Origin of the sequence: Nostoc sp. FACHB-280, from assembly GCF_014697615.1 — a bacterium.
GTDB lineage: Bacteria > Cyanobacteriota > Cyanobacteriia > Cyanobacteriales > Nostocaceae > Nostoc_B.
On record NZ_JACJSD010000005.1, the window covers coordinates 225,739 to 244,009 of the forward strand.

At 40.6% G+C, this 18,271-nt stretch carries 10 protein-coding genes and 2 pseudogenes; 3 read left to right on the forward strand and 9 right to left on the reverse strand.

The window, feature by feature from the left end:
- Positions 1-14: 14 nt before the first annotated feature.
- Positions 15-5,039 carry a hypothetical protein gene (locus H6G75_RS05920; protein ID WP_190979023.1) on the reverse strand — a complete coding sequence of 1,675 codons (5,025 nt, stop codon included), beginning with the start codon at positions 5,037-5,039 and terminating at the stop codon, positions 15-17.
- A 116-nt stretch (positions 5,040-5,155) separates the two neighbouring features.
- Positions 5,156-6,487, reverse strand: coding sequence for a P-loop NTPase fold protein (locus tag H6G75_RS05925; RefSeq protein WP_190979024.1), 1,332 nt, complete (start codon positions 6,485-6,487; stop codon positions 5,156-5,158).
- Between the two features lie 883 nt (positions 6,488-7,370).
- Between H6G75_RS05925 and H6G75_RS05930 the strand changes: the two genes are divergently transcribed.
- From H6G75_RS05930 to ftsZ, 3 genes are all read left to right on the forward strand, one after another.
- On the forward strand, positions 7,371-8,213 hold the full coding sequence (locus tag H6G75_RS05930) for a cell division protein FtsQ/DivIB (RefSeq protein ID WP_190979025.1): 843 nt from the start codon (positions 7,371-7,373) through the stop codon (positions 8,211-8,213).
- 614 nt (positions 8,214-8,827) lie between these two features.
- A complete protein-coding gene (locus tag H6G75_RS05935) occupies positions 8,828-9,040 on the forward strand; it encodes a hypothetical protein (protein WP_206757368.1) in 213 nt (70 codons plus the stop codon).
- 57 nt (positions 9,041-9,097) lie between these two features.
- A complete protein-coding gene (ftsZ, locus tag H6G75_RS05940) occupies positions 9,098-10,384 on the forward strand; it encodes a cell division protein FtsZ (protein ID WP_190979027.1) in 1,287 nt (428 codons plus the stop codon).
- Positions 10,385-10,774: 390 nt separating this feature from the next.
- On the opposite strand, the gene gshB is transcribed toward ftsZ, so the two are convergent.
- From gshB to cofG, 7 genes and pseudogenes are all read right to left on the reverse strand, one after another.
- Positions 10,775-11,749: a glutathione synthase gene (gene gshB / locus H6G75_RS05945; protein WP_190979028.1), complete on the reverse strand. Its 975-nt coding sequence runs from the start codon at positions 11,747-11,749 to the stop codon at positions 10,775-10,777.
- Positions 11,750-11,881: 132 nt separating this feature from the next.
- Positions 11,882-12,142: a glutaredoxin 3 gene (gene grxC, locus H6G75_RS05950; protein WP_190979029.1), complete on the reverse strand. Its 261-nt coding sequence runs from the start codon at positions 12,140-12,142 to the stop codon at positions 11,882-11,884.
- 209 nt (positions 12,143-12,351) lie between these two features.
- A pseudogene (locus H6G75_RS33910) lies at positions 12,352-12,441 on the reverse strand (PEP-CTERM sorting domain-containing protein); the annotation flags it as partial.
- Between the two features lie 342 nt (positions 12,442-12,783).
- A pseudogene (locus H6G75_RS33915) lies at positions 12,784-13,530 on the reverse strand (XDD4 family exosortase-dependent surface protein); the annotation flags it as partial.
- Positions 13,531-14,031: 501 nt separating this feature from the next.
- Entirely contained in the window at positions 14,032-14,919 is an 888-nt protein-coding gene (locus H6G75_RS05960) for a 2OG-Fe(II) oxygenase (protein ID WP_190979030.1), read from the reverse strand.
- Between the two features lie 252 nt (positions 14,920-15,171).
- Positions 15,172-16,908, reverse strand: a complete 1,737-nt coding sequence (gene hflX / locus H6G75_RS05965; RefSeq protein WP_190979042.1) for a GTPase HflX — start codon at positions 16,906-16,908, stop codon at positions 15,172-15,174.
- Between the two features lie 153 nt (positions 16,909-17,061).
- Positions 17,062-18,042, reverse strand: a complete 981-nt coding sequence (gene cofG / locus H6G75_RS05970) for a 7,8-didemethyl-8-hydroxy-5-deazariboflavin synthase subunit CofG (RefSeq protein WP_190979031.1) — start codon at positions 18,040-18,042, stop codon at positions 17,062-17,064.
- Between the last annotated feature and the right edge of the window lie 229 nt (positions 18,043-18,271).

Here is an 18,271-nt window from a genome sequence, read left to right on the forward strand (position 1 = left end):
GCGATCGCCCTGAGTTACCTCAAGGGGAATTTTGACTGACTGCGATTAATCCCATCACACAACAAGCGATCGCCCCCCTCGACATTGTAGTTGTGGTTGAGGTAATTCTCGGCCCAGTTACAACCACGCAGCAGTAACTCTTCCAAATGTAAATTCCACAAAATAATTGTGTTGTCATCACTTGCCGATGCTAATGTCTGGCCATCCGGGCTAAAACTCACGCTCAGAACTGGGGCGCGATGGCCAGTCAAGGTTTTAATTAATTTGCCATCACGACTCCATAATTTGACTGTACTATCCCAACTAGCAGCAGCCAATAATTCACCATTCGGACTGAATGTTACGGAATTCACACTATCGCTGTAACCCTTTAACAGTGTTTTTAACAAAGTGCCATCGCGTCGCCATAATCTCACGGTGTTATCCCAACTAGCAGAAGCAATTAATTGGTCAGTAGGGCTAAAGCTGACACCCAATACCCAACTGTCATGGGGTGAAAATGTTTTGATCAAGGTACCATCTCGCCGCCAGAGTTTGACGGTTTGATCATCACTAGCCGAGGCCAGCAACTGGCTATCAGGGCTAAAGTTAACGCTGTTGACCCAACCTTGATGTCCAAACAAGGTTGTGATTAATTGACCATCACGGCTCCAAAGTTTAATTGTTTTATCTTTACTCGCTGATGCTAATAACTGACCATCAGGGCTAAAACTCACACCCATGACACTATCAGTATGCCCTTGTAAGGTCTTGAGTAAAGTGCCATCACGCCGCCAGATTTTGACTGTTTTGTCATAACTTCCTGATGCAATTAATTCGCCGAAGGGATCAAAACTCACACTGGGAACTTTATCTGTATGCCCAACTAAAGTTTTGTAAAGTCTGGTGGTGGCTTCACCATTCATGATTTCTCTTTGCCAGAGTTTGACGGTGCGATCGCGGCTACCAGAAGCCAACATCTGCCCATCAGGACTCCAAGCCACACTCAAAACTCGATCTTGATGACCCCGCAAAATTGGTAACGAGGGGGCCTCTAAACTCCAGAGTTTGACACTTTTGTCATAACTTCCTGATGCCAATATTTTGTTATCTGGGCTAAAAGCCACACTGGCTACCGCATCACTATGACCTTTAAAGGTTTTAATTAATGCACCTGTACTACTCCAGAGGTTAACGGTATTGTCATCACTTCCTGACGCTAACTTTTGTCCATCAATACTGAAGCTCAAGCTCCAAATTGTACTGGTATGCTGCTCTAAAGTTTTATAAGCTTGAAAGTCAAAATTATTGTCACTATTTTGCTGGCGCTGCCAAAGTTTAATGATTTTATCTCTGCCTGCTGATGCAATCATTTGCCCATCCGGGCTGAAAACTACAACGGTTACACCATTTTTGTGTCCAGACAGTGTTTTTACGAGTGTGCCGTCACGCCGCCAGATTTTGACGGTGCGATCGTCACTCGCAGAGGCAATTAACTGACCATCAGGACTAAAGCTGACCCAATTTACCCAGCCTTGATGTCCTTTAAGAACTTTGACTAAGGTGCCGTCCTTACGCCAGAGTTTGACTGTAGCATCTCGATTGCCTGTTGCTAATAATTCGCCATCGGGGCTGTAAGTTACGCAATAAACCCAGTCTCGATCTACTAGGGTTTTGGCTGGTTGTAAGTCAAATTCACCAGTTATAGGGTTTTTATGCCAGATTTGCACAGTTTTATCAAGGCTGGAAGATGCTAAAGTTTGCCCATCTGGACTAAAACTCACACTGGTAACTGACTCAGTATGACCTTTGAGGGTTTGAAGTAAAGTACCATCAGGTCGCCAAAGTTTGACAGTTTGATCTCGACTACCCGATGCCAATAATTTACCATCAGAACTAAAGGCGATACCCCAAACAATATCAGTGTGTCCTTCTAAACGATTTAATTCCGAAACGCCATAAACTGCCTGTTGTAAAGCAGTTACTACACGCATTCTAGTTTCTGGTAATACTTCGTTGGCTTGTTTAAGTTTTCTCCAGGCGCGTAACCCTTCGAGGAGTGCATCAAACTCTTTGTTGGAGGCAAACAAAGCTTCACTTGTGGCCGCGATCGCGCTAATTTTCAAATTAGTTTCGCTACGTTCTGCTCGAATTGTTTGACGAATAGCGGCTCTTTTTTGCAAGTCTGCTTGCCACCATAAAGCTGCAATCGTACCACCCATAAGTGCCAAAATCAGACCTGCTATCCTTGCTTCCCGCAACCGCCGTTGCAAAATTAAATTCAGATGTTCTTGGGAAAGCTTTTGGGCAACTTCGGCGCGTTTTTTCTCAGATTTGACTTTTTCCAGTTCTGCGACTATGCCGTAGCTATTGCGTTGACGAATTGGTTCTACTAAATAATCATGAACTAATTGATAGCGATCGCCTAACTCTTCACGCAAGCGCAATATCAACCCTGAGCCTACTAAAATCTCCAGAATTAGCTCCCAATTTGATGGGGTTCCTGATGTGGGATAAATATGTGTGCCTAAAGCGATCGCTAAATCAGATTTAGTCTTGAGAGGACGAAAACCTTTTTCATCAGTCAGCTCAAATAATAATTGCCAACTCAACTCTTCATTTTCTTGCCCACAATCTTTTATTACTTCCTCCAGCCACCGCTCTACTAACTTTGCCGAACCACCACAAATTTTGTATTGTTCTAGTGTAGTAATATTTTCTGCTTGTAACTGCACTCCGACAATTTGCAGTTCAATCGGGTTAACCTCTTTGGCTTCTCCAGCTAAATCTTGGACTAATTGATGAATTAATTCATCACTCATTTCATAGTGAGAGCGTTTGATAAAACTATAAATAATGCCTGTCGTATTCTCTATAGAAAATTTGCCTAAAAAATACCGAATATCTTTATCTAGAATATTTTTATTAATTACACCTAAATCATATACATTATCAGTGTTATCTTTGCTCAAACGCTCAAACTCTAATAAATAATGTAAATAATCTTCGCGCAAAGAAATAATCATTTTTACATAAGGAATATTTAAGCAGGCACTAAAAAATCTATAAAACTCTAATCTTTCGCAAGTGTTACTAGTAAAGAAAAATTCTTCAAACTGGTCAAAAATAATCACAATGATATGATTACATTCAGTTGCTAGGCGTAACTTTTCTAGTAAAATAGTTGAGTTGAATTCCACAGCAATTGGTAATTCTGATTGTGCTAAGGCTTGATTGATACTGCGCCCTAAAGCTGTGACCCAATCTGTGTATCCTGATAAAACAATAGGTAATGGAATTCTTTCACCAATCACTCTTACCTTTAAAGCGGGAACTAAACCTGCTTTAATAGTTGAACTTTTACCAACGCCTGACTGTCCATGTATAATGGTCAACTTATGATCAGCGCGGGTAATTCTTTCAATTAAGCGATTAACATCTTGCAATCGTCCAGAAGCCGCAATTTCTTGAGCAATATCTTCAGGAATAAAGGGAATTGTTTGGGTATCTAAAACCGGGTTAATTCGATAACGTTTGGGCTGTAACTGACTTGCGCCAATAAATACACGAAAGCCATATTGATGTTCTATGTGAATTTTTTCTTGCTTGAGATTGAAAGCTTCGGCATAATCATGACGCTCAAAGAAGTATAGCGATCGCAATTCCTCTAAAATTTCTAAATACAGCGACGGTTCATACTGTAATTCACAAACAACCCTTGCCCATTCTAAATTACTAATTGCTTCTTCCCACTGCCCTAAATATCTCTGCGTCCGAGCCAATAATAAAAGATACCAACTTTCTTGTTGGCGAGAAACTTCTGTAGCTAATTCTGCAATTGAAAGAGCTGTATTGGCTAATTCATGAGCCATCACCCAATTATGGCGCGATGCTGCTACATCTGTTAAAAAACCATAACTTTGGGCAACTTTAGCTGTATTGCCATAGGTTTCATGCAGCCGTAAGGCTGTTTGGGCTAATACTTCTAATTCGTCCCAATATTTTAGGCGTTGTAGCATTTCACAAGCAGGGATGATAAATTTTGCTACTAAATCTTGCCTTTGTAATTTGTCTAATAAATCTAAGCATTTCTTAAACCAAGAAAGAGCATGTTGGCAATAATTACTATTAGTAATTTGATGTAAGTCTGCCATGCGGCGATAACACAGACCAAGATGAAATAAAACTATTGCCTGCCGAATACGATATGCAGAATTATATTCATTTCTTTCATCAAAAGCCTCTACTTTTTGAACTACTTCATTCTCCCTCTTCCTATCTCTTTGCCACAAACTCAAGCTTCTCTGATAATGACCTAATGCACTATTAATTTGGTCATTTGCGTATTTATCTCGTCCCAAAACAAATTCTAAACTAGCTTCTAAACCTGGCTCTAATTGCACATTGTACAGACGTAATAAATCATTTCTGGCAGATTCAATTTCATGACGATGTTGCGATTTAGGAGCTAAATTCAGAGCAGCATTAGAGAGAAATTTTTCGGCACCTGCTTCTAAAAATTTAGCAAATAGTGATTCTGTCTCTTGACGTATTAAGGCAATTAAATCTTCTTTGGCTAATTCAAACTTGATTGTGGTAGCAGCCCAGCTTTTAAAATCAGGCGCGAGTTTAGTTAGCATAGTTGCTACTTCATCTTGCAGCCACAACACCACAGGAAAAGGAAAAGTGGCTGCATAAATATCTCTGGCTTGATTAAGACTAGTTAATAAATCTTCCAATGCCAGAATTGACTCTAAACCAAAAACCATGACTGCTGATGGTAATGAATCAGTAATTACAGCAGGATTATCTAGAGATAATTTAGTGATGATTGTTGTATGTAAGGCTTTAGTTGCTGGATGCAAATAAATTTCTTTTAAGTTGATATCTTTTGTCAGAGAGCGAATATTTTCTAGCATTTGCTCTCTTAAATAGCTGTAATTACATCGCACCAAAATCAGAGCAAATTGCCCTTTAGAAAGTTTGATTGAGCGAACTAATCTTTGTAGAGAATGTCGATTCTGATTCACGCTCTCTACTGTGAATGGGGATTTTGTCATATCTCAAAACTGGAATACAGCCTCAACAGAAGAAATTGCTCATTATAAATTAGTCATTAGTCAAATTCACCTAGACTAATGACTGATACTAATAATTATTTGCTTGCTCAGTCTTGTTACCTTTTTTGCTGCCAAGCCAGGACTTTTTCAGTTTCTGCTAATGCTGGGCTAATCCCAAACCAACGACCTACAGGATCGCGGTATTCAAATAAATACATACTTCGCAGCAAACTTTGATATTCAGACTCACCTTTGACGCTTTGTTGTTGCACTACTTCAAACAATAATTCCCACTGATATTCATCAATTGCTAATAGCAAATCATCGCGGTAATCTTTAATGACTGCTTCTAAACATTGTGCTGAAAAAGGCGGGTCTTGTCGTTGTAAACAGCTATAAAGCAAGCCTAATAAGTTACGGATATGTCCGCCACTCACCCGACATAAACGGTCAAGAGTTTCAGGATGCTCAAATAATTCTGTGATTAATGAAAGTCTTTCATTATAAGAAACTTCTGGAAATGCTCTAGCTAAGACTAACTGACGCAGTAGCAACATCCCCGGTTCGTAATCACTACCATCTCTTTGCTTAACTCTCACCATTGGTAAGACTTTTGGCGAAATACCTCCTCCCAATCGGTTTTTGAGTGTTTCATACTCATTCGAGAAAATTAACGCTAGGGGAATGGTGTAGACAACGTGACATTTGAGTCGGCGTAATTGTTCACCCCGATCGATAAAGAGATATTCTGGTTGTGTCCGCCCAGATGCTAAGGGACGCATATCGACTCGATCTAAATTATCAACAATGACAACTAGACCTTTTTGACCACGGAGTTTCAGTTGTTCAACGGCTTTTTCTAGAACTTCTTCATTAATTGCTTGCAAAATGCTGTTAGTACGTGGTTCTAAATATTGCCGGAGTTGATTTCGGGCTTGGGCGCTATCTTTGGTTTTGGCAGTAATTTTGGCAATCCCCAGAGATAATTCGGCTTCTCCAGAAAGTTCTATGGGGCTTTGCAAAAAATCTCCAATTTCTTTAAAGAGGTTGATGAAGTAGTGTGGTTGGACTTTGATTTTAATTGCTTCTAAACTAGCACTGACTTGACGCGCTACACTCAAAAGAATATCGCTGATATCAATATCAGCCATATCTAAGTCTTGGCTAGACTCAAAGTAAACTACGTGGAATCCCACTGCTTCTAGTTCTGCTTTGAGGCGTTGTAATTCCGTTGACTTGCCACAACCAATATGACCTGTAAATAACTGACAGGTAGGTTCATCGGGAGAAATACGGCTGATAGTACGTTGCAATTCTTCCACAATCTTGCAGCCACGGACATCAGCGAAATCTATATAATACTGCTGATCACTGCGAACGCTCATATTGAGCGCATAGCTGGGGTTACATGCTTTATAAAAGCGTGACAAATACTCTGTATTGATCATTGAGATGTAGATGCAGTTGGAGATACGGTATTGTTTGTCTATTTATATACGAAGTATTTCTAGTAAATGATAGTTATTTTGCTCACTCACTTCTGGTTTGTGAATTGTAGTGGGTAGCAGATTGTAATTTCTTGCTACCAGTAACTATCAGATAATACTAGAGCTACTTTTGTCCCTGATACTTACAGTATATCTGTCTTTTATTTATATTATGTGTAGCTTTTGACAATCTTTAAGCTTTTAAATAACTGAAGATAAACTAATGTCTAGCTATGAAGGCAGTTAATAAATTTACCACATAGCAAGATTTTGCAAATAATTATTTGACTATTGTACTACGTGTTTATACGGTGAATGCTCTGAACTCTTCCTCCAATACAACTACTTGTCAAATTTTTTCTGCTGAATATGGAGAAAAGTCAATATCGCCCTTCTTCTTTACTAATGGGCGATGTTTACAAATCAAATAGGATTGCTATAATGTCGGACTCAAGATTGTGTTTTGTCAGTTGAGTTAAATGTGGATCACAAGATTGCTTTTGCCACAAAACATCTGTATCTACAAAATTAGCTAGATTTTTTGACACTGAGTGCGATCTGCATCACATAACAGCATAACTACTGTAAAGCAGTTATACATTTTGAACGCATAGAATAATATTTTTGTCAATATTTATTCTCTAGCCAAGTTAATGGCGATCGCGGTAACTATAATTCACCAAAATCAACTTAACTGAATGGCTACTCCGCACTGCAAAATAGAATAGGCAAAATTTCTCATATCTAAAATTTTGCTGATGTGACTCTAAGCTGGCACATCCCCATGATCAAAGGGTTGATAAATATAGCCAAAGATTAAGAATGTAATCAACAAGAGGTGAGAATGGCAGGTATTGTATCCGTTTCTCAAACAGATTTGTCCCAGCGCCGCAAAAAACTACGTCGGCAACGGCAAATGAAAGTTATTCAAGCGATTTGGCGAACTTTGGCTATTAGTGGTTTAGCTGGGGGGTTACTTTGGGTAGCACTACAACCTGTCTGGGTACTTCGTGATCCCAAACAAATTGTGATCAAAACAGAAAATCAAGTCCTCCCAGAAACAGCCATTAAGTCAATGTTGAAGCTATCTTATCCGCAATCTTTATGGAAAGTTGAACCCGGAGCGATCGCAAATTCTTTGAAAAAACAATCAACTATTGCTCAAGCAACAGTGAGTCGTCGTCTGTTTCCACCTGGATTAATCATCGAAATCCAAGAACGAGTACCTGTAGCTGTAGCGCAAAGACTGACACCAAATAATCAATCTAAAAACAAACAGTCATCTATTGGTTTATTAGATGCTGGTGGCGTTTGGATACCCCTAGAACAATATACATTGGTGAACCCTAAGTTGAAGTTACCCAGTCTGAAAGTTATTGGCACACCAGAGCAATACCAAAGATATTGGAGTCAACTGTATCCTTTGCTAAATCAAAGTTCTGTGAAAATTATGGAAGTTAATTTTCAAGATTTAGCAAATTTAATCCTGAAAACTGAAATTGGCAATGTACATTTTGGTACTCCTAGTTCTCTATTACCAGAACAAATCAAGATACTGTCGCAACTGCGAAATTTACCAGCCAAAATTAATCCTAGTCAAATAGAGTATATTGATCTCAAAAATCCTGACTCTCCCATAGTACACATGATCCAAAAAAGCCCAAAAGTTGAATCTCAAACCCCTTAACCAATCATCTATATTAATTTTTGTGTATCAAATCCTCTCGGTAAATCAAGAAATTTGATGCTAATAGATAAATATATAAGTTTATTGATAATTTGAATTTTTTTGACAACAGACTCAAAAGATTAGGATGAACTTTTAATGCGATGTCACAGGAGGCTTAATTCGCAAGTCTCTTTGATCGCTATCAGTATCAAGTTTTCTGGCACTGTCAAATCTATTGATAGGTAGATATAAGATAAATTTCAGATTTGAGGGTTTAATTATCGCCAATGGTGAAATCTATCAACTATATTATTAAAGCAGATAAGACACGATACCTTGTGTCTTTTGCAATTATGTTATTTTCTCAATTATATAAGCTGAGTGTGCTTTGTAAGCTCATTGAGTTTGTATTTGACAACGTAAAACTAGTCAAGACTACACATGATACAAGTAAAAGTAATCATAGTTTTGAGTATTATTTGATATTAAGAAATCATAAAATTTACTCATTAAACTCAAGAAAAGCGAAATTTAACGCACCAAAAAACATTACAGGTAGTTGTAAAATTAATGACCAACTTAAATTGTCAACAAAAATCATGGGAGGGCATTCAGTATGCAAAATGTATACTGTGCCAAATCGGCAACATAGTAGGAAAGCTATTAATAGCTTGTTGAATTTAGACAGATCAACTTTAGGTAAATGTAGGTATACTTCTCTAGAATTAGTTGTGCGATCGCTGGCTTGCATAGCCAAATTACAGATTGACAAGCTTGTTAAAGTTGTCATTCATGATCAAAATACAAGAGCAGTACCTATAGATTTTGCCAGTGTCAAACTATAGTTGATTCTCAGGTGAGTAGCACCCGGAAAAGTCGTTTATCTACCTTTCACAAATCCAATGACGCTTGATAATAACCAAGGGCTTACCTATAAAAACTCCCAATCTGTGGGACAGCCAGGATTTTCACTGGCAGTCAACTCAAATAATCCCTTTAATCATTCTGGGCTGAATTTTGCTCAAGGCCAAGACAGTAAAAAAATATCATTAGAAAACAGCCGCATTGGCGAGATTGTTCCTGGTAGAGTCGCCAACATCAAAGTCATTGGTGTTGGTGGTGGTGGTGGCAATGCCGTCAACCGGATGATTGAGTCTGATGTGAGTGGTGTGGAGTTTTGGTCAATTAATACTGATGCTCAAGCTTTAACTTTAGCTGGAGCGCCCAGTCGCTTGCAAATTGGGCAGAAGTTAACCAGAGGCTTAGGTGCTGGAGGAAATCCAGCCATCGGTCAAAAAGCTGCGGAAGAATCACGCGATGAAATTGCTACAGCTTTAGAAGGTGCAGATTTAGTATTCATCACAGCTGGGATGGGTGGTGGAACAGGAACAGGAGCTGCGCCAATTGTGGCAGAAGTAGCTAAAGAAATGGGTGCTTTGACAGTTGGTGTGGTCACACGGCCATTTGTCTTTGAAGGTCGCCGCCGTACTAGCCAAGCCGAACAAGGTATTGAAGGACTGAAAAGTCGAGTAGATACACTAATTATCATCCCCAACAATAAATTATTAGAAGTAATTCCCGAACAGACACCTGTACAAGAAGCCTTTCGCTATGCCGATGATGTGTTGCGTCAAGGGGTACAAGGCATCTCTGATATTATTACCATCCCTGGGTTAGTCAACGTTGACTTTGCCGATGTGCGAGCTGTGATGGCTGATGCAGGATCAGCACTGATGGGAATTGGGATTAGTTCTGGGAAATCACGCGCTAGGGAAGCTGCGATCGCCGCAATTTCTTCTCCTTTACTCGAATCTTCTATTGAAGGTGCTAGAGGAGTAGTCTTTAATATTACTGGTGGCAGTGACTTAACCTTACATGAAGTGAACGCAGCCGCAGAAACAATTTATGAGGTAGTTGATCCCAACGCCAATATTATTTTTGGAGCAGTAATTGATGATCGTTTACAAGGTGAAGTCAGAATTACTGTGATTGCGACAGGGTTCACTGGTGAAGGGCAAACAGCACCACCACAAAATGCCAGCAACCCCCGCGTTGCACCGCCACCCAAAAAATCAACCACACAATCACCAACAGCTAATCCATCAACCCCAGTGGCGGAACCGAAAGAAAAATCAGGTTTAGACATTCCTGAGTTTCTGCAAAGACGGCGTACACCACCACGTAATTGAAGTATCTTGGATTCGAGATATGAGATCAAGTTTGCAGTCTCAGATAGCACTGAGTATTGTATAAAACTTGCTAATGCCTAAATTGCATCAGGAACAGAAATTATTCTGTTGCTATTTTTGATTTGGCGAATTGGTGAAAACACTCGTCCACACTATTTACAGACTAAATTTATTTGGGCAAAAGTCAGCAGACTTTGATGTCCTAGTTTTGTATTTAGAAAAAATTTTGAGCAGAGTAACGACAAATTTCCAAGTAATTAGCACCTGTCTCAAAAGCTATTAGCCTTACTTGACAGGTGCGATCGCTCAAATTATTTGATTGATTCTAGAGTGACTTGACAGTAGATCACCAAGGCTGACCGGGAAATATTCAAAAGAATTGCAATTATTTTATTTTTTAGCTTGTAGACGCTGTTCCACCCATTGAATTACCTGATGGCCTAAACGAGTACCACTTAGTCTGTCAATTTCCCGCACTCCTGTAGGGCTGGTAACATTGACTTCTGTGAGGTAGCCACCAATTACATCAATCCCAACAAAAATTAACCCATCTTGACGTAATTTATCAGCTAGTCGAGTACAAATTTCATGTTCTCTGGGTGTAATGTCAGTGTCCGCAACTGTACCACCAGCAGCCATATTGTTACGAAAATCACTACCACTCGAAAGCCGATTTAAAGCACCAATCGGTTCACCATGCAGTAAGATGATGCGCTTATCTCCATCCTTAGCTTCTGGGAGATAAGTTTGCACCATCACAGGTACTTTGCCTTGATAAGTGCTGAGTTCCACAATAGAGTTAAAGTTGCGATCGCCTGCTTGTAAAAATAAAATCCCTTCTCCTGCTTTGTTACCCAGTGGTTTGAGAACCGTTGCTCCTTTGGCTTCGACAAATTGCCGGATAAACTGCTTATCCGCACTGACAATAGTTTCTGGAATCACTTCACTAAATTGGAGGGCATACATTTTTTCGTTTGCCCTCCTAATTCCATCTGGGTTGTTAATCACCAAAGTTTTAGTTTGGTCAACATAATCGAGAATGTAAGTAGCAAAGAGGTAAGAGTCATTCACTGGTGGATCTGTCCGCATAAATACGGCATCCATTGTTTCTAAAGAAATCAAGGAGCGTTCCTGCAAGCGATACCAAGGATTAGCCGCAACCCAACGTCCTTCTACCAAATCTATTGGTATTAGTTCCACCTGTTGCAGAATTGCCCAAGCTTTACCTTCTACCACACTCAGCCAGTTTGCCTGAGTTATCCAGACTTCATGTCCTAAAATTTGTGCTGCTTCCATCAGAGCAACACTGGTATCATGACAAGGGTCAAGCAGATGGATGGGATCAATAATAAAAGCCAGTTTCACGCTATTTGCCTCAATCGCCAGGAAATTCTAAGTTCTTCAATTTAGATTAACTCCTGATGATTTAACTAACTCACAAACCTTGGCATTAGAAATTAGCGTAATTCCAACACTTGATTGTTTTATAAATTACCTCTAATTAGCTAGTAGTTCATCTAGCTTGCCTTGACGGTCTAAAGCGTGAATATCATCACAACCACCAACATGGCGATCGTTAATAAAAATTTGTGGTAAAGAACGTTTGCCATTTGCTCTTTGAGCCATTTTATCCCGTGCGTCTTCGTCACCATCAATGCTGTATTCGATGAAGTCAACACCTTTACTGGTTAGTAAACTTTTGGCGCGGATGCAAAATGGGCAAGTCCTCCAAGTGTAAATTTCTACATTAGCAGCCATAATGTCCTCTATTTTGTTTTATACTTCTCAATTCTAAAACCTCGTTATCCGTTCTAGTTGCTTTAACTATATTTGTTGCCTAAAATCAATCTGCATAGCTTTCTGTCAGGAAATTTTTGATTTTAGATTAACTAAAAAAATGGGCGAGAAGCGTTTTTTCACTTCTCAACCCACATCTAAAATTAATTATGAGAACTCAAAAGTCTTGCTTAAGCTGGTGAATTATCCTCTTGATTTTTTTTCTTCAGCCTTAAAGTACTCATACCAAATAAGCCTAAAGCTGCAATTGTGCTAGGTTCAGGTACTCTCTTAGGTTTTGGCTGAGAAGTAGATGGTTGATAGTAAGTTGTAGGAGATGGAGTAGGTGCGGGTGCAGGCGCTGGTGCTGGTGCAGGCGCAGGCGCAGGCGCTGGTGCGGGTGCAGGCGCTGGTGCGGGTGCAGGCGCTGGTGCTGGTGCAGGCGCTGGTGCAGGCGCTGGTGCTGGTGCAGGCGCTGGTGCTGGTGCAGGCGCTGGTGCTGGTGCGGGTGCAGGCGCTGGTGCGGGTGCGGGTGCAGGCGCTGGTGCGGGTGCGGGTGCTGGTGCAGGTGCAGGTGCTGGTGCAGGCGCTGGTGCTGGTGCAGGCGCTGGTGCTGGTGCAGGTGCAGGTGCTGGTGCAGGTGCAGGTGCGGGTGCAGGCGCTGGTGCTGGTGCTGCACTAACTAGAGTGCCAGCAAAGCTAGGTTCGCTCAAGTTTGTCCCGAATTGGAAGCGAATGTTGCTGATCTTGGTTAGATCAAAAGTACTTGGTAGACCAGATAAGACAAATGTGGCGTAGTCTTTAACAAAAGTCCCACCTTTCACTGCTGGGTTTGGATCATCATAACCACTAATGATGCCGTAGTTAAATTGCTGCCCACCACCACCTTGAAAAATACCTAATCCAGCAGTACCTATACCGTAGTTTTGGGTTATTCCTGGTAAGTCTGATGTTCCGTTACCAGTATTTGGTAATTTCCATTCATTAAGATTACCCAGTAAGTTAACATTACTTGTGGTTGTAGAGCCAGAAATTACTGTTGGAGCAGTAGCTGAAGATAAAGACAAGTTTGTTAGAGCTGATCCGCCATATTCCCAAAACACAGCAGTCAAAACATCAGAAGGTGCTGTAGCACCTGGCCCTGTATTTTTGAGGGTAATTGTTAGTTTTCCTGGATTTAAGCTGTCATCAAAGATAACTGATGCTCCCAGAGCATTAGTCGTCCCATTCGATGCTGGGTTAGTTCCTGTTCCAGAAAAACTTATAGATGCTGCATCTGCTTGCGATATTGCGCCAGCCATAACTACAGCTAATGACGATAAACCACAGGTTATATAACCTATTACTTTTTTTGTTTTCATTTGAGTCACTTCTTTAAAACTCCTTTTCACATCTAAAAAGTTCTCTAAAACTGCATCGCAGCATAAAATATCCCTGCAAAATAGAGTTTTTAAGTTATGACAAACTAAGCTGAAAAATTGCGCTATTTCGCTACTGAAATTACGCGAATTTTACTATTTCAGCTTTCACTTAGGTTGTATAACGAAAAGTTCTATTTTCTAGGGAGTTCAATCTGGGATGAAGTTGATAGTAATCTCTGAAACTTTATTTTTTCTCAGTGATGAATAAATATAATTTGCCACAATGAATTATCAGTAGTCTATAGTTTATAGATATTTTTACCAGAACTTTAATCTCAGACAAAAAAGTCAGATTATCTCTGTATTTATATTGAAATTAGATATTTATACTTGCAAAAATATTTAAGTATTTACTAGGACAGTGTATTTAATATTTTAGTTTGATTGACAAATAAAAAGTGAGGTGATCGCCTCACTTAAAGGAATTTTAAAGTAGATAAGTAATTTCGCTTAGGACGCTCGACGTACCCAGCCATTGATTGTAAAGCGGCTATCGGGAAATGCCTTAGATGGACACTTCACAGGTAGAACTTCGTGCATATATCGACTAAAGAAAAATACAATACTGTTATTGCGTGGTTCGATGGTTTTATATGATTCTGCTTTGACATAAAAGTTATTTTCAACTTTACTGTCATATATTAATAATTCTCCGCCAGAATACCGTTTAGGTTCTTTATTGAAGTAATAAACATAAGTTAGTTCTCTGGTAGCGGTATCCGAACTACCGTTATCGTTATGAATTTTGTAATAATTGCCATCATTATGTGCAGTCAGTTGGCTTTCAATTTGTCCTACTGTGAAGGGTGTCATTCCCAATTTGCTCATCACATCAGGCATAATCTGCTGAACTTTATTGATAATTAGTTCCGAAAACTCTGGAAATGAGTACAGAACCATTGAGCGGCGATAATTTTTATCATTGGTCGAAGTATTAGTAGAAACAAACTTTGACTTGTTAGCTAATACATACTTAATCAGTCTTTCATGCTCACTAGGTGAGAAAAAATTATCTATTTGTACATAAGTAGAATTCAAAACATCATTGGCTACAGGTTGTACATTTTCAGTTTGCTGTATCCAAAGAGGTGGTTCGGTGATTAACCCAACAAGATGATCACTAGCAAAGCATAAAGCCGAATGTCCCTCATTAACAGGCACTTGAAATAAACCTTGACTGGCTGCTTCTTGTTTATAAGCACGAGCAACAACAGTGGTTAACAGGCTATGCAATACAGGGTCATCTGGATTGAGATAAACTGTATACTGATGTCCTCCTGTTAAGAGAAGCTGAACTTTGACTTTTGTTGGTTCTACTTGCTGGGAATTTGTTGACATAAATAATTGTGCTAGGGATAGCGATCGCAAAAAAATTGGTAACAGGAAAAGTAATATAAGTCTTCCTAAAACTTGAGTTACTTTATATATCAAGTACCAAAATAAAAATATCTATAGCTATTGGTTCTAGCACGTCATCGAGTATCCTGTCATTCAGGAAATACCACAGTAAATCCATAGAGAAAAATTAAAGCCGTAGTTTCTTGAACCACGGCATTGTGTGTTGAAATATTCAAAATTTATGTTCGGTATTTACCGAGAGTCAACAGCGTATGCAATCAATTGGCTAAGACGTAAACGTAAGGTTTCTAAACCTAAACGTTCGCTTGCCGAAATGAATACAGCTAGGGGAAATTCTTCTCTAGCTAAAGCTAATGTCTCGCTGTCTACTTGATCAATTTTGTTAAAGGCAACCAAGGCTGGGCCGGGAGTCACAGGCATAGCGGCGAGGATTTCTCGCACTGAACGAATGTGACTTAACCAAGCAGGATGAGACAAATCCACTAAATGTAATAACGCATCCGCTTCTGTGACTTCTTCTAGGGTTGCACGAAAGGCATCCATCAAGGACGCAGGCAGTTCGTGAATGAACCCTACCGTATCTGTAATCAGAATTTCTTGGGGTTCATTGGTGTCTGCATGGGGAATGACCAAACGACGTGTAGTCGGGTCAAGGGTAGCAAATAACTGGTCAGCAGTATAAACTTCCGCGTTAGTTAAGGCGTTGAGTAAGGTAGATTTGCCTGCGTTAGTGTAACCAACCAAAGCCACTGAAGGCACTTCTTGATGTTGTCTTCGTTGTCGTAAGCGTGAACGATGGGCTTGCAACTGGTTGACTTCTTGTTGCAGTCGAGAAATTCGCCGTTGAATTGCCCGACGTTCTGTTTCTAGTTTGGTTTCACCAGGGCCGCGAGTCCCAATACCACCACCCAACCGCGACATTGCCTGACCTCTGCCAGTTAGTCGCGGCAGCATATATTCTAACTGTGCCAGTTCTACTTGCAATTTACCAGCGCGGGATTGAGCGCGTTGAGCAAAGATATCTAAAATTACTTCTGTGCGGTCAACTACTCGAATACCAATTTGCGCTTCTAAGTTGCGGACTTGGGCTGGTGAAAGGTCACGGTCAAAGACGACAAGATTACATCCGAGAGTTTGGGCAGTTAAGGCGACTTCTTGCACCTTACCTTCACCGATAACTGTTTGGGGATGAATGCGCGATCGCTTTTGTTGTACTGTCTGTAGTACATCACCGCCAGCAGTATCTACCAGCCGTCCTAGTTCGGCTAGGGTGTCGTGGAATCGTTGCGGAGTTAATTCATCGGTCATCACTCCCACAATCAACACACGGTCATGATCAGCATCTACTTCCTGGGCGACAAATTCCCGCCGGAATTCTGCTTCCAGTCCTTCCACCAAATCGATGAAGTCCTGTTCTCCCAGCATATCCAAGCTCATCGGTGGGGAAATACTGGAGTAGGTTGCTGAGTTTTGCGTACTGTGTCCTGAGTTTGGAATTGCTACTAGTTGTTTAGTATCAGATACTAAATGAGCTAGATAGGCTTCTTTGACATAACCTGTAGCGCCACCACCACGCCGAGTAAATCCTGTGCCAGTGATATTCAACATTACCAGCGCGTCTAACCGTTGCATTGCCATAGCAGTCAGCGCCACCTCATTCGGTGGTTCTGATTTGAGATGGGTAGCAATACAGCGAATACCGCTCAGACGTTCTGCACCGTAACGGGGCAGTTCTAGCGGTGGAATTTGCGTCTGACGAGGTGTGCCTACCCCAACACGAATCACTTGACCGCGACGGTTGAGATAGGCACACACGGGTTGATTAATTTCTGTGCTAATGGCAGCCAGACGCTGCGAAAATTCAGGCGTTGTGATGCGATCGCCTGGTATACGCTGGTGGTACAGCCTCTGTAGTTGTTTCAGCTGGCTGGACTTTAAACCTTGGAGATTTCCGAAGATAGTCTCTATAGGCGTTTATGACCAGTTAACTGGCCCTCCGAATCCGTCTATTGTCTATTTTACAACAGTTGCTAGGGTGCAAGCTCTGTCTTTTGGTAGGTGCGTGGCTGAGTGGGAGTGATCGCTACATCATAAAATAAGCAAATATCCACTCTCTTGTACTTATAAAACAGAATTTGAGGTGAAAATCTTCCGCCAGTGATTTACTGCTGTTTGCAATTCTTTTGATAACCAGCTATCAAATTGCGGATACACGGGCAAGCGTGGTACTAACTCCCACCCCGCAGGTTGTAAAATTTCTTTCAATTCTTGTTCCTGAATATGTGGATAATCGGGATTCACTTCATCTATCGGCCCTATACCGCCTAAATCTCTTGCTCCTGCTTCAATACAAGCCAGTAACCACTGCTCATCTTTAACTAAATTTGGCGGGATTTGAATTGTAATTTCTGGTAGTAAAAGTTGACGTGCTTTGCTAATAACTGCTGGTAATTGATGGGGGTCAAATGGTGGCGCATCGAAGATTTGCTGTTTCCCCGGACTGTGAGGTTGCAAAATCACTTCTTGAATGTGGTGGTAACGTTGATGAATCTCAGATATGGCTTCTAGGGTTGTCCACCAATCATCTGCGGTTTCGCCAATTCCTAAAAGTAAACCCGTGGTGAACGGAATTTTTAATTCTCCCGCCCATTGTAGTTGTTGCAATCTCAGTTCTGGGGCTTTACTGGGTGCGTGGCGATGTACAGTCTTCAACAATGCTGGTGTTAACTGTTCCAACATTAAACCCATTGAAACGTTTACATTTTTTAACTTTTGCATTTCTGCAAAACTCAGTGGCCCTGCATTGGTGTGCGGTAAAAAACCCATTGCCAATGCTAATGCACATAAATCATAAATTCGCTGAAACCAGGACTGACGCTGTGGTGAATTAGGATGTACTTCACCACTAAGGAGCAGAATTTCACAGACTTTCTCATTTTTAAGTCGTTTTAAAATTTCTGTTGCTGCTGAGAGCGTCAGCCAAGGACTCTCGCCAGGGTCGGTGCGAAAGTTGCAGTAGGTACAGCGATTGAAGCACTCATAAGTTGGAACGATTGTGTAAGCTGGGCTGTAAGTAGCGATCGCAGAATTAGCATCCGTCATAAAGTAGAAAATTTTAAAGAATTGTAAACGTATCAATTTACCGCACAACCCTGACTGTAACTAGGTATCAGAGCTTTCCACAGGGTAAGTTAAAAATTTTTTCTCAGAATACTTTACAAACTGCAACATTCTTGATTAAGATATGTAACAACAGGTGAAAACACCTGAAACATACATAACCAAAGCAATCATAAAGACATGACAGCAACCTTACAACAGCGCAAAAGCG